This window comes from Ciceribacter sp. T2.26MG-112.2, from assembly GCF_900492205.1.
GTDB classification, from domain to species: domain Bacteria; phylum Pseudomonadota; class Alphaproteobacteria; order Rhizobiales; family Rhizobiaceae; genus Allorhizobium; species Allorhizobium naphthalenivorans_A.
Genome location: NZ_UEYQ01000001.1, coordinates 730,788 through 743,970, shown reverse-complemented (window position 1 = coordinate 743,970; position 13,183 = coordinate 730,788). Strand labels below are relative to the sequence as shown.

Genomic DNA, 13,183 nt, shown 5'->3' with positions numbered 1-13,183 from the left:
AGGACCGGCAAGACAAAAATACCGGGCAAGACCCGGCGCTCAAAATAACGCGGGGTGGAGCAGCCCGGTAGCTCGTCAGGCTCATAACCTGAAGGCCGCAGGTTCAAATCCTGCCCCCGCAACCAAATCCCAAATTCCACAGCTCAACACGCTCAACACAAAGCTCCTCACCATAACGGTCGAGGAGCTTTTTGCGTTCGGCCCGAGGGTCGTAAGCGCCCGGCGAAAGACGCGCCATCAGATCGTTCTGTGCTGCGTCGACGAACGGATGCTCTATCCGGCGGGCTCTTCCATCGACTGACCTGGCATCGGTCCACGATGTCGTCTGGACGACCTTCTGTTCGCGTTGGTCGAAGAGGTGCGCGATGAAGATTGGCGCAATGTACGCGATACGGTCCAGTTCGAACACTGGGCGACACTCTTGCTGACATAGAGTTTGCTCAGCAAATCACTATTCACGATCTCGCCCCAATGGCGGAGAGGATCCTGCCGAAGGGGATGCCGATGTTGAAGCGTTGGCTGACAACGGGATCCGGCATCCCATATTGAGCGCAATTCCCAAGGTCACCCAAGTCGCCGGTTAGATGCGGAAAAGTGATGGAGCAGGTGCCTTGAGGCACCAAATGAATTCAGACCCCGGCGCCTGAGATATCGGATGTCTGCATAAGGGCGGCGGGCGCTCGCCATCTTTCCGTGGCGGCGATCCATTGCAGTGTCCTCTGTTCGGGCTCCTCACAGCGGATGATATCGGTGACGACGGCCGCGCTATCGGCGCCGTTGGCAAAGACACCCTCGACAAGATCCACGTTCAGACCGCCGATGGCGACCAGAGGCAAGTCACCGATGCGCGATTTCCACTCGTTCAGCTTTCCAAGGCCCTGCGGCGCCCATTTCATCTGCTTGAGGATGGTCGGGTAGACCGGGCCAAGCGCAACATAGTCGGGGGTCGCCGCCAAGGCGGTCTGAAGCTCGCCCTCATCATGGGTCGAAAGGCCGAGTTTCAGACCGGCCGCCCGGATGGCGCCCAGGTCCGCTTCCGCGAGGTCCTCCTGGCCAAGATGGACGAAGTCGCAGCCTTCCTCGATGGCGATGCGCCAGTGGTCGTTGATCACCAGCTGGCATTGATGGGCAGCGCAGACCACCATGGCGCGGCGAATCTCGGTGCGCAGCTCGGTGTCGGGCCGATCCTTGATGCGCAATTGCACGAGCCGGACACCGAGCGGCACCAGGCGCTCGATCCACCGGGCGTTGTCGACGATAAGATAGAAGGGGTCGAGTCTCATGAAAACACCGCCTTGCCGATCACGGGTGTCGACGGCACCGCCATGTCCCGCGGTTCCAGCATTCCGGCGCGATGGGCGTCAAACCCGGCGGTAATGGCGTGGCCAAAGGCCTTGGCCATGGCGACCGGATCGCCGGCGCCGGCTACCGCCGTATTGAGCAGGACGGCATCGAAGCCGAGTTCCATCACCTGGCAGGCATGGGAGGGCCGGCCGATCCCGGCATCGACGATCAGCGGCACATCGGGAAAATGATGCCGCATGGTGCGGAGCGCCGTGACGTTCTGCGGTCCCGCGGCGCTGCCGATCGGCGCGCACCAGGGCATCAGCACCTCGCATCCGGCGTCGATCAGTCTTTCCGCCACCACCAGGTCGTCTGTCGTATAGGGAAAGACGTTGAAGCCGTCGTCGCTTAAGATTCGCGCTGCCTCCACAAGGGCAAAGACGTCCGGCTGCAGGGTGTCGTGATGGCCGATCACCTCCAGCTTGATCCAGTCGGTGGCGAAGACCTCGCGCGCCATTTTCGCGGTCAGCACGGCCTCAGACGCACTGTGGCAACCTGCTGTGTTGGGCAGCACGCGGACGCCCAGGCTGCGGATCAGGTCGAAGAAGGCGCCGCCCGAGCGGCCGCCGGCCGTCTCGCGGCGTAGTGAGACGGTGACAATGTCCGTGCCGGAGGCTTTCACAGCCTCGGTCAGGATGGCGGGGGAGGGGTAGCGCGACGTTCCGAGCAACAGGCGCGATCGGACCGTCGTTCCATAAAGGTCCAGCATGATCAGCCTCCCTGCATCGGCGACAGGATCTCGATCCGGTCGTGGTGTCTGAGCGCATAAGTCGGGCGGTCTTCGCGGTGGATCAGTTCGCCATTGACGGCGGTGGCCAGCCACTCGCCCTCGTATTCCAGGGCATGGAGCAGATCGGCGAGAGTGGCGGCCTGAACGGCCTGTTCTTCGCCATTGACGATGAAGATCATGCGCAATGCCTTTCATAGTTGGGGATGGAGTCGGTGAGAATTGCGGCCACCTGGCCGGCCATGGCCGGGGCCAGCAGAAAGCCGTGGCGGTAGAATCCGTTGACGCTGATGACGTTGCCGTCGACGGTGACGCGGGGCAGGTTGTCGGGATAGGCGGGACGCACGCCGACGCCCAGTTCCGCGACGCGCGCTTCGCCGAAGGCCGGATGCAGGGCATAGGCGGCATTCAGCAGTTCCATCAGCGAGCGGGCCGAGATCGGTCCGGCATCGTCGCTTTCGATTGTCGTCGCCCCGACCATGAAGCGGTCGTCGCCGCGCGGTGCGACATAAAGCGGAATGCGCGGATGCAGCAGGCGCACCGGGCGGGACAGCGCGATCTCGGAAGTTTCGAGAAACAGCATCTCGCCGCGCACGCCGCGAAGGTCCGCGGTTTGGCCTATGGCCGCCGCACCGGTGCAGTCGATGATCGTGTCGAAGCTCCCGGCCATGTCCTCGGCAGCACAGCCGAAATGAAAAGGCACACCGCGGTCGAGCAGAACCCGTTGCAGACCGGCGAGCGCCCTGCGCGGATCGAGATGGGCCTCGTCGCGAAAGAACAGCGCTTTGCGGAAACGCCCGGCCAGCGACGGCTCCAGGGCTTCGATACCGGTGCCGTCGAGCCAGTCGTAGCCGCTGGTTCGCCCGGCAAAGCGTGTCAGTTCGCCGGTGTCGCGGCCGCTCGCGACCACCAGAGTGCCATGGCGGATCACGTGGCCGGGCAAGGCCTCCTCCCACCAGTCGGCCGCAGTCCTCCCGAGCGTCAGCACCATCTCATCGGCACTTTCGCGCTCGCACCACGGCGCCAGCATGCCGCCGGCCAGGCCGGATGCGCCGGTTGCCACGGCTCCCGCGCACTCGACGACGTGGACCTCGATGCCATGGCGTGCAAGTTCCAGCGCCACGGTGAGGCCGGCAACGCCGGCCCCCTTGATCACGACCCGCATGTCACGCACCGCCCGGCGCGGTGTCGGTTGCGCTGCCGAGCGGCATGTAGAGCTGGCCGCCCTCGCGGAATTTCTCCGCCATGGCGGCGAGACCCTCCTTCTGCGCCTCGGCGCGGATGTCGTGGGAGATGCGCATCGAGCAGAATTTCGGCCCGCACATCGAGCAGAAATGCGCCACCTTGTGGGCTTCCTTCGGCAGCGTCTCGTCATGCATCGAGCGGGCGGTTTCCGGGTCGAGCGACAGGTTGAACTGGTCTTCCCAGCGGAACTCGAAACGGGCCCGCGACAGCGCATCGTCGCGAACCTGCGCGGCGGGGTGACCCTTGGCGAGATCGGCGGCGTGGGCGGCGATCTTGTAGGTGATGACCCCGGTCTTGACGTCGTTGCGGTCCGGCAGGCCGAGATGTTCCTTCGGCGTGACGTAGCAGAGCATGGCCGTGCCGAACCAGCCGATCATCGCCGCGCCGATGCCTGAGGTGATGTGATCATAGCCCGGCGCGATGTCGGTGGTCAGCGGCCCGAGCGTATAGAACGGCGCCTCGCCGCAGACCTTCAGCTGCTTGTCCATGTTCTCCTTGATCTTGTGCATCGGCACATGGCCGGGGCCTTCGATCATCACCTGGCAATCCTTCGCCCAGGCGATCTGCGTGAGTTCACCGAGCGTTTCCAGCTCGGCGAACTGCGCGGCGTCGTTGGCATCGGCGATCGAGCCAGGGCGCAGGCCGTCGCCGAGCGAAAAGGAGACGTCGTAAGCGCGGGCTATGTCGCAGATCTCCTCGAAATGCTCGTAGAGAAAACTCTCCTTGTGGTGATGCAGACACCACTTGGCCATGATCGAACCGCCGCGGCTGACAATGCCGGTGACGCGGTTGACGGTGAGCGGGATGTAATGGAGCCGCACGCCGGCATGGATGGTGAAATAGTCGACGCCCTGTTCGGCCTGTTCGATCAGCGTGTCGCGATAGATCTCCCAGCTGAGGTCCTCGGCTATACCGCCGACCTTTTCCAGCGCCTGGTAGAGCGGCACGGTGCCGATCGGCACGGGGGCGTTGCGGATGATCCAGTCGCGGATATTGTGGATGTTGCGGCCGGTCGAGAGGTCCATGACGGTATCGGCGCCCCAGCGGATGGCCCAGACCATCTTGTCGACCTCTTCCTCCATCGACGAGGTGACGGCGGAATTGCCGATATTGGCATTGATCTTCACCAGGAAATTGCGACCGATGATCATCGGCTCCAGTTCCGGGTGGTTGATGTTGGCAGGAATGATCGCACGCCCCGCGGCGATCTCCTGGCGGACGAATTCCGGCGTGACATAGTCGGGGATTTGGGCGCCAAAGCTCTCTCCGTCGCGTTTGAGCGCCTGTTCCGGCATGCGGCGGCCGATATTCTCGCGGATGGCGACGAACTCCATTTCGGGCGTAATGATGCCGGCGCGGGCATAGGCAAGCTGGGTGACCGCCTTGCCGCCGACCGCGCGGCAGGGTCGGCTACGCACCGGGAATTCCGGAGTCAGCCGGTCGCCACTGGCAAACCCGTTATCCTCCGGCTTCACATGGCGGCCGTTATAGGCTTCCACGTCGCCACGGGCGGCGAGCCAGTTCTCGCGAATGCGGGGAAGGCCGCGCTCGATGCCGATCGTCTCAGCGGTTTCGGTGTAGGGGCCGGAGCTGTCATAGACCGTGACCGGCGGTTCGCCGGAGGTCGGGTGAAGGGCGATCTCGCGCATCGGCACGCGGATCCCGGGGTGCAGCACACCGGGCATGTAGACCTTGGCGGAGGCCGGCAGCGGTCCGGTGGTGATGGTGGCATGCAGGTTTTTCGGGGCAATGTTCATCGTGAGGCTCCAAGTTTGCGGTTGGAGACCCAGTCATGTCAGCCGGAAAGATGGAAAGACGCCGACACGGTCCTCCCGTATCGAGAGAATCCGCCTGTCGCAGCGCTTGCACCGTCCCTACGCCAGTATGAACTGGATCAGGTTCAACGGGTCACTGCGCGCAATAGCAGTATCTCAGCCCCTTGCCGGGACTCCCCTGGTGAATGCGAAAAGGTTAGGTGCTTGGCGGCGAGGCTGTCAAGACGCAAACAGATTGGCTTGGGCCACGTCTCCGATCTAGCTTGGCGCGATCGTCCAACCGGGTGTTCAAGCCTCACCGTGGTTTCCATCGGTTGGCCTTGGCCGAGATCCCGGGAGATGAACGCCAGCAAATCCTCCAGACCGTGTTATCCCGACATGTTCTGCGCGGTGTGCCATCGCCAGGCGGACCGCGCGATCTCCTCGAGGGAAAATTGCGGCTGCCAGCCGAGGACGTCCTGCGCCATCTCGTTGTTTGCCACCAGCACGGGCGAATCGCCTGGACGCCGGGCGCTGAAGCTGACGGGAAAGTCTTGACCGGAGACGGCGCTGATCGTCTCGAGGAGTTCGTTCACGGTCGTCCCGGTGCCGGTGCCGAGATTGAGCGCAAGCGAGGTGCCGCCGTCGAGTAGGTACTCGACCGAGCGCACATGGGCGTCCGCCAGATCGATGACATGGACGTAGTCTCTGACGCAGGTTCCGTCGCGGGTGTCGTAGTCCGATCCGAACACTTCGAATTTCGGCCGGCGGCCGAGTGCGGCCTCGATCGCCAGCGGAATGGCATGGGTCTCGGGCGTATGCCATTCGCCGATGCGCCCTTCGAAATCGGCGCCGGCGGCATTGAAGTAGCGCAGCGTGACCGAGCGCAGTTCGGTGTAAGTGTCATAGTCCTTCAGGGCCTGTTCGACGACCCACTTTGTCCGCCCATAGGGATTGATCGGTGCCTGCGGGTGGCTCTCGTCCATCGGCACCACTTCCGGCAGTCCGTAGGTAGCGCAGGTCGAGGAAAAGACGATCGCGCCGATGCCGGCCGCCTGGGCCGCCGACAGCAGAGTCAGCGACCCGGTCACGTTGTTCTCGTAGAAGGACACCGGATCTTTGACGCTTTCGCCGACCTCGATGAGCGCGGCGAAATGGATGATGGCGACGGGCGCGTAGTGCCGGAGCACCTCGTCGAGCCGTCCCCGGTCGCGAATGTCGCCGACAACCAGCGGCCCCCACCGGACGAATTCGTCGTGGCCGTTGGACAGGTTGTCATAAACGACGGGCAGGAAGCCCGATTGCGAAAGCTTGAGGCAGGTGTGGGAACCGATATAGCCGGCGCCGCCGACCACGAGAACAGGTATATCCGTCATCGATGGGATTCCTTGCTGTTGATGTTCCATGACTGTCCGGTCCGGAGGTCCGCGCTGCGCACCGCCGGTTGATGATGAGCAGAGCGGCATTCGCCGGCTCAGGCTTGCGAAGGGGCGGCCGCGGCTCCTTGTCCTTTTGCAGTCGGCGGCGCCGCAGGACGCGATTTTGCGGCCTTCGGCATGGGCGACTGGTAGTAGGCCTCGTATTGGCTGCGGAACTTCTCCTGTCCGCCGAACTCGCTGTATCTCGGCAGCTGCGCCATGTCGGTCTTGTTGAGCAGCACGCCGAGGATCTTCGAGGCGATCAGTGGCTCGGATTCCAGCAGGTCGGACACGAGGCGCGTCGGCGTCTTGCCCCATTCGACGACGAAGACGAAGCCGTCGACCTGGGCCGAAAATGCCTTGGCATCGACCACGGGCCCGAGCGGCGCGAGATCGACGATGATGTAGTCGAAGTGCTGGCGGGCGCCCTCGACCAGGCTCGCCATGCGCGGCGAAGCCAGCAGTTCGTTGGTGTGCGGCAGTTGCTCGCCATGGGGCCGGGGAAGGATCGGCAGGATGGCGAGCTTCGACTGCGGGTCGACCCGGATCAGGCTCGTCCAGGCGACATCGCCGATCACCGCCTCGACCAGGCCGGCCTTGGGGGCGGGCTTCAGCATGCGGCTCAGTCTCGGATTGCGAAGGTCGGCATCGATCAACAGGGTGCGCTTGCCGCTGGCCGCCAACAGCGTGGCAAAATTGGCCGCCACCGTGGTCTTGCCTTCGCCCGGCAGCGACGAGACGACGCCGATGACGCGGCTCTGGCGCCCCTGCAGGACAATGTCGCAAGCCAGCTTCACGTTGCGCAGCGTTTCGGCGAAGGCCGAGCGCGGGGCTTCGAGCACCAGGCGCGTCATCCGCTCGAGCGGCAGTTCCGGCGGTGGCTCCTCGGAAGGTTTCGGGCCGCGCTTGAACACGGCATTGAGGCGGTCCAGCGGCCGCTTGGCCGTGGCGCCCACGAGTGGAAGATAGCCGAGCGATGTCAGCCCGAGAACCGAACGAACCTCGCTGCCGAGCCGGAAATAGCGCTCCTGCATTTCCTGCGCGAAGGCGAGCGCGCCGCCCGCCATCAGACCGAGCACGACCGAGAGCGCAAGCACCATGGTTTTCTTCGGGCTCGACGGCGAGACGGGTACCCCGGCATCGGAGATCACGCGGGCTTCGGCGATCGGGAAGGACTGCTTCTGGTTCGCCTGCTCGTAGCGGTCGAGATAGGATTGATAAAGGGCTTTCAGCGCCGTCGCCTTCTGCTCCAGTTCGCGCAGATGGACGAGAGACTGGGTCGCCTGCGAATTCTTGCCGGTGACGCCCGCTATGCTCTCGCGCAGCGACGTCTCGCGCGACCGGGTCACCTCATATTCGTTGCGATAGCTGTCGGTCAGCCGCTGCAGTTCCCGGAAGATCTGTTGGGAGACTTCGCCCTTTTCGGCTTTCAGAGCGACGGCCTGGGGATGGTCTGCGCCGAAGCTGCCCGTCACCTCTTGCTCCCGCTGCTCGATCGACAGATAGCGGCCACGCAACTGCTGGATCACCGAATTTTCGCTGCCGCCGGCACCGATCATCGCATTCCTGACCGCGTTGTCCGGCCCCTGGTCGAGGATCGACTTGAACTGGTCATAGCGGGCCGAGGCTCTGGCCACGTCCGCCTGGGCGATGATCAGCTGGCTGTTGAGGTCGGTCAGCTGCTGCTCCGACATGAGTTCGCCGCGCGTGGAGGTCAGGCCGTTTTCGGCCTTGTAGCGTTCGGCCTCGAGTGAGGCCGCCTGGGCGCGTTGCCTCAGATCGTCCAGTCGCTCCTGCAGCCAAACGGAGGCGCTCTCTGCCGCATCGAAATTGGCGTTCAGCTGGTCGGCGAGATAGGCATCGGCATAGGCGTCGGCGACCTTCGCGGCCAGTTGCGGATCCGGCGAGCGATAGGAAAGCGCGACGACGGCGCTCCGCCCGACCCGTTCCACGGCTATGCCTTGCTGCAGCATGGCCGCCGCTTTTTGCCTCTTGCCTTCGAGCACGGCTTCGTCGGAGACCGCATCGGCGAAGAGGCTGATTGTGCCGCGCAGCCAGGACTTGGCGGTTGCGATCAGCGATTTCGGCGGGTTGAGGATCGTCTCGTTGTCGGCGAGCCCCGCTTCGTCGACGACCCTCAGGGCCAGCTTGTTGGATTTCAGGATTTCGACGGCGCTCGAAATCTGGGTATCGGCCTGCTGCTTGCTCTGCGGCGAAGCCAGTTCCTCCTCGGCATAACGGGCGAGGTTCTCGTCGAGCAGAATCTGCGTCATCGAGGTGTAGACCGGGGTCGTAAACACGAGGTAGGCGACGCCCAGCATCACGAAGAGCGCGGTCGCAAGACCGATGGTCGTTGCGCGCCGGAGGACCGAGGCGAAAAGGCGGTCGAGGTCGATGAAGGAATCGCCATCGTCCTTTTCCGGACGCAGGACGCCGTTCAGGGGCAGGGCTCTGTGGTTCATGGACGCGTTCCGTTTCCAAGGGGGGGGCGGTCGGGGTGATCGGGAGCCGCCGGTGGTTCCTTGCTCGTGTGAGGGGCCATAGCGGGGTCGGCCCGCCCGGCTGAGAATTCTACCGGGCGAACTGTGGAGGCCCGTTCCTTCAGGCGCCGTAGTCGGGCGGCGATCGGCATGGAAAGGTGGCGGAGCGCGGCCGGGTCGCGAAGGGCGATGCCGAGCGCGCCGGCAAGCGAGCGGCGCTTCAGATGCCCGACCAGCGTCAGAAAGGAGTGCGCCCGAACGAGGCTGCTGCGGCGGCGGCGCTGCGCGGCAAGCGCCTTTCCGTCCAGCCGGTAACGGCCGAGGAATTCGCCATCGGCAGCGAGCATCGCCTCGACATGCTCGAGCTTGAGCACGCGCGAAATCGATCCCTCGGTGATGTGATAGAGATAGCCGATGGTCGGATCGACCACGCATTTCGCCCCCGCCGCCAGCGCCGAGGCCAGCAGCAGATAGTCCTCGCCGATCCGCAGGCGCTCGTCGAAGCGCAGGCTGTGGTCTGCCAGGAATTGTCGGCTAAAGACCGGTTTCATGTAGCCAAAATTGTGCTGCGAACGGAAAAGCACATTGGAGTCGAGGAAGGCGGCCAGTGTGAGGTCCGGGCGGCGGGCGAGTTCGTGTTCATCGAACATCGCCCGCGCGCTGCCGTCGGCTCCGACGACCGCGAGATTGTCGACGACGATCTGGGCGCCCTCGGCTTCGGCCCTTGCAATCATCCGTGCGAGGCGGTCCAGACGCATCGTGTCGTCGGCATCAAGTACCGCGATCCAGCGACCGCGCGCTGCGTCGATAGCCGCATTGCGCGCTGCTCCGGGGCCGCGGTTTTCCGCCAGTGCGACCAGTCTCAGGCGTGGATCGGCGATAGCACCGACGACGTCGCGCGTGGCGTCGGTGGAGCAATCGTCGGCGACGATCACCTCCAGCGCAACGCCTTGCTGCATAAGGGCGCTGCCAATCGCGTGGCCGATCGTGTCGGCGGCGTTGAAGGCGGCTATGACGATGCTGACATCCGGAGTTTCTTGCATCATGGTGCAGTGGCTCCCAGCTGGCCGTATTGTCGGATTTCGCGGACGCCGACCAAGCCGCTGACGACGCCGAGGTGCATGACGGCGCGAAGGCCGTAACGGTTGCGGCGGATCGCGAAGGGAATGCAGCCCAGGCTTGCCACGATACAAAACCCCGCCTTGGCGGCGGCCATTGCCAGTTGTGCCGGCCGCTTCGTGAACGGGGCATTTTCGGCGAGTAGACGGCCATGGGTCTGCCCCATGCGGAAACGGCGCCTGGCGAGCCATGATAGCCGCGCGCGTCCGGGCGGCACCGGCTCTTCGACGACGGCATTGGCGGCAAAGGCGATTTTGCCGCCGGCGCGGTGCATATGGGTGAAAAAGTCGGTGTCCTCGCCGCCGCTCTTGCCGAGCGCGAGGTTGAAGCGCCGGCCGGCGACCGCCGGGGAGGCACGGCGCAGCAGGACATTGCAGGTATAGCCGGTGCGGATCTCGCCCCCGACCCAGACCGGGGATGTCGAGTGAAAATCGCCGCGGCGCATCCAGTCCGGCGCATCAACGCCGTACCGTGCCCTGACCGGGCCCAGCACGGCGTCCGCCCCCGTCGCCTCGGCGATCATCAGCAACAGCAGCAGCCATTCGGTGGAGGCCTCTTCGTCGTCGTCGATGAAGGCGAGGAAATCGCCGTCGCTGTTCTGAAGGCAGGCATTGCGTGCGATCGATATGTTGGCGACCGGGCAGTGGACATAGAGAAGGTCGAAGGGCAGGGACGGGCGCAGGCCGTCGACCAGGGGACGGGCCGAAGGCGACGCGTCGTTGTCGGCGACGATGACGCGGACCGAAACCCCGTCCGGCAGGGCGAGCCCGGCCAGCGAACGCAATGTCTGCTCCAGTTCCGGGCGGCGGAAGGTGCAGACGCCGATGTCGACGCGGGTCGAGGGGAGGCTGAGGGGCGCGCTCATAGCGAAGGCTCCCGGCGCGGCACAGGGTCGGGGACCCGCCAGCCCTTGGCAAGCACCTCGCGCCAGAAACCGGCGGACCAGGCGAAGTGCATCACCATGGCCGACAGGGCGGCGAGCGGTCCGTACGGATTGCGCTGCCCGATTGCCAGCCATGCGCCATAGGCGATGCAGGCGCCGCCCCATACGACAAAGGGGATCGCCGCCGCCCAGTTGAGGATCGCCAGGAGAGCGCCCATCGTGACGGGTGCGACCGCCAGCGGGATCATCTGGCGCAGGCTGGGCCACGCGCGATGCTTGAGGAAGTTGCGCGCCCGGCCGCGCCCATAGCCGAAATACTGGCGAAACAGCGGCTTCACGCTGGCGCGCGGATAGTAGACCATGCTGGTCTTGTCGGTCATCCAGATGCGATAGCCGGCCTTGACCAGCCGATAGTCCAGTTCCGCATCTTCATTGTGCTGGAAGCTCTCGTCATAGCCGCCCATCTGGCGGAAGACGGAGATCCGCATCAGGGCATGATGGCCGTGGTCCGTCCAATGGCTGGCCGCGCCGATGCGGTGACGCGATCCGCCATTGCCGAGCTTGGAATTCTGGGCGAGCGCCGTCGCCTTCTGGAACAGGCCGAAGCCGACGGTCTGCATGCCGACCACGACGGAATCGGCGCCGGTTTCGAGCGCCTCATCCACCAGATGCTGGCAGTAGTCGGGCGGATAGTCGCCATGGGCATCGATGCGGATCAGGTATTCGCAGTCGCCGCCATGGGTGGCGACGGCCAGATTGACCGCGGCGCTCTGGATGCGCTTCGGGTTGTCGAGCAGCGAGACCTTCGGGTTCTCGCCTGCGATCCGCGCGAGGATGGCGCGTGTGCCATCGGTGCTGCCGCCGTCCGCCACGACGATGCGGGCATCGAGCTCGGCGAGCGCCGTTTCGAGGTTGCCGATCACCGCTTCGATATGCGCTGCCTCGTTGAGGCAGGGGATGACGATCAGGCATCGGACGGAGGTTCGTCTTTCATTCGTCATGGGAGGTCTCCTTGGCGGCAAGAGGCTGGACAAGTGGACGGGCCTGACGCATCGCCGGCTGGCCGGCGGCCAGCGTCGACAGGCGCTTCACCAGTCGCTGGCAATCGGCACGGTTGAAGGTCCAAGGCCCCGGTCCAAGCGTGCGGATGCGCTCGGAAGCCTCGCTGTATGTCTGGTCGGTCATGGTTTCGAACAGTTCGGCCAGCCGCTCCGGCGCCGCGTCGGGGAGGATGAAGCCGAGGCCTCTCTCCTCGAGGAAGCGGGCGGTCTCGGTGCCCGCGAGGGCGATCGGGACCGTGCCGTGACGGCAGCTTTCATAGAGACGGTTCGGCAGCAGCCAGGACGAATTCTGGCCTTCTTCGAAGAAGTCGATCGCCCAGGAAAAATGAACGCCGGAATGGATGCGGGCCAGATCCTCCGGATTGCGGTAGGAGCCGTGGAAGTACAGGAAGGGCTCGTTGCGCACGAGACCGTCGAAATTGTCGAACTCCGAATAGGCGGGACGCCCGCGCAGCACGATCTCGGCGCGACCGGCCATGGCGTGGGAGAATGTCGTCAGCAGGTCGAGCGATCTGGCGCAGCGGAGCGCGCCGAACCAACCGATGCGCCAGGGCTGTGCCGGAGCCGGTGGGGCCGTTGCTGCCACCTCGGTCCCGTCGGCATCGTCGAGGTCGAGAACTTGATTCTGCAGCAGCAGGGACGGCAGGTCGAGGCCCGACATGGGCCGGAAATAGTGCTCGATGAAGGCGGGAGAGCTGGTGATCAGCAGCCCCGCCTTACGGCCGAGTCTTGCTTCCGTCCCGCGTAGCGCCCTGCCGACGATGTCGTCGCGCAGCAGAAGGCGATGAATGTCGAGGCACTCATAGGCAATCGGCACATCGCCGCCGAAGTAAGACGTGGCCCGATTGGCGACGGCCAGCATTTCGAGGTTACGGGCCACGATGACATCCGGCCTTGCCACGTCGCTGAGCCTGCCGCCGATCGCAAGGCACGCCTTCGCCACCGCGCCGGCGCGTTGGGCAAAGCGGCCGTCGGCCGTGACGCCGAGCTCGATCGGTGTGACGCCCTCGACGGCAGCCAGGGTGTTGTCGTCGCGACGAAAGCCGGCAAGGGTCACCTCGGCACCACCGGCTTGCAGCATCAGCACGCGGCGGCGCACGGCGGGATCGGCGAGGTCGTGGACCAGATAGAGTACCTTGAGCATCAAAACTC

At 64.8% G+C, this 13,183-nt stretch carries 12 protein-coding genes, 1 tRNA gene and 1 riboswitch; of the genes, 1 reads left to right on the top strand and 12 read right to left on the bottom strand.

Annotated features, from left to right (window positions below; genetic code table 11):
• The first annotated feature begins 48 nt into the window (after window positions 1-48).
• Window positions 49-125: transfer RNA gene (locus DYZ14_RS03590), tRNA-Met, on the top strand.
• Here DYZ14_RS03590 and DYZ14_RS03585 read toward each other — a convergent pair.
• The 12 genes from DYZ14_RS03585 to DYZ14_RS03530 form a co-directional block, all read right to left on the bottom strand.
• On the bottom strand, window positions 104-409 hold the full coding sequence (locus DYZ14_RS03585) for a hypothetical protein (protein WP_154719382.1): 306 nt from the start codon (window positions 407-409) through the stop codon (window positions 104-106). The two genes, DYZ14_RS03590 and DYZ14_RS03585, sit on opposite strands and share 22 nt — an antisense overlap.
• 220 nt (window positions 410-629) lie before the next feature.
• A complete protein-coding gene (locus tag DYZ14_RS03580) occupies window positions 630-1,283 on the bottom strand; it encodes a thiamine phosphate synthase (protein ID WP_154719381.1) in 654 nt (217 codons plus the stop codon).
• Window positions 1,280-2,053: a thiazole synthase gene (locus tag DYZ14_RS03575; protein ID WP_154719380.1), complete on the bottom strand. Its 774-nt coding sequence runs from the start codon at window positions 2,051-2,053 to the stop codon at window positions 1,280-1,282. The genes DYZ14_RS03580 and DYZ14_RS03575 overlap by 4 nt, the downstream gene beginning before the upstream one ends.
• 2 nt (window positions 2,054-2,055) lie before the next feature.
• Window positions 2,056-2,253, bottom strand: a complete 198-nt coding sequence (thiS, locus tag DYZ14_RS03570) for a sulfur carrier protein ThiS (RefSeq protein WP_154719379.1) — start codon at window positions 2,251-2,253, stop codon at window positions 2,056-2,058.
• Window positions 2,250-3,236: a glycine oxidase ThiO gene (gene thiO, locus DYZ14_RS03565; protein ID WP_154719378.1), complete on the bottom strand. Its 987-nt coding sequence runs from the start codon at window positions 3,234-3,236 to the stop codon at window positions 2,250-2,252. Before thiO ends, thiS begins: the two co-directional genes overlap by 4 nt.
• A 1-nt stretch (window position 3,237) precedes the next feature.
• Complete coding sequence (gene thiC, locus DYZ14_RS03560) at window positions 3,238-5,073, bottom strand: phosphomethylpyrimidine synthase ThiC (protein ID WP_154719377.1); 1,836 nt, start codon at window positions 5,071-5,073, stop codon at window positions 3,238-3,240.
• 96 nt (window positions 5,074-5,169) lie between these two features.
• Window positions 5,170-5,281, bottom strand: a riboswitch (TPP riboswitch).
• A 178-nt stretch (window positions 5,282-5,459) separates the two neighbouring features.
• Entirely contained in the window at window positions 5,460-6,446 is a 987-nt protein-coding gene (gene galE, locus DYZ14_RS03555; RefSeq protein ID WP_154719376.1) for a UDP-glucose 4-epimerase GalE, read from the bottom strand.
• A gap of 98 nt (window positions 6,447-6,544) precedes the next feature.
• Window positions 6,545-8,950, bottom strand: coding sequence for a polysaccharide biosynthesis tyrosine autokinase (locus tag DYZ14_RS03550; RefSeq protein WP_154719375.1), 2,406 nt, complete (start codon window positions 8,948-8,950; stop codon window positions 6,545-6,547).
• Window positions 8,947-10,014: a glycosyltransferase family 2 protein gene (locus DYZ14_RS03545; protein WP_154719374.1), complete on the bottom strand. Its 1,068-nt coding sequence runs from the start codon at window positions 10,012-10,014 to the stop codon at window positions 8,947-8,949. The genes DYZ14_RS03550 and DYZ14_RS03545 overlap by 4 nt, the downstream gene beginning before the upstream one ends.
• Complete coding sequence (locus tag DYZ14_RS03540) at window positions 10,011-10,952, bottom strand: glycosyltransferase family 2 protein (protein ID WP_154719373.1); 942 nt, start codon at window positions 10,950-10,952, stop codon at window positions 10,011-10,013. Before DYZ14_RS03540 ends, DYZ14_RS03545 begins: the two co-directional genes overlap by 4 nt.
• Window positions 10,949-11,971, bottom strand: coding sequence for a glycosyltransferase family 2 protein (locus tag DYZ14_RS03535; protein ID WP_154719372.1), 1,023 nt, complete (start codon window positions 11,969-11,971; stop codon window positions 10,949-10,951). Before DYZ14_RS03535 ends, DYZ14_RS03540 begins: the two co-directional genes overlap by 4 nt.
• Window positions 11,961-13,175, bottom strand: a complete 1,215-nt coding sequence (locus tag DYZ14_RS03530; protein WP_154719371.1) for a glycosyl transferase family 1 — start codon at window positions 13,173-13,175, stop codon at window positions 11,961-11,963. Before DYZ14_RS03530 ends, DYZ14_RS03535 begins: the two co-directional genes overlap by 11 nt.
• Window positions 13,176-13,183: the final 8 nt, after the last annotated feature.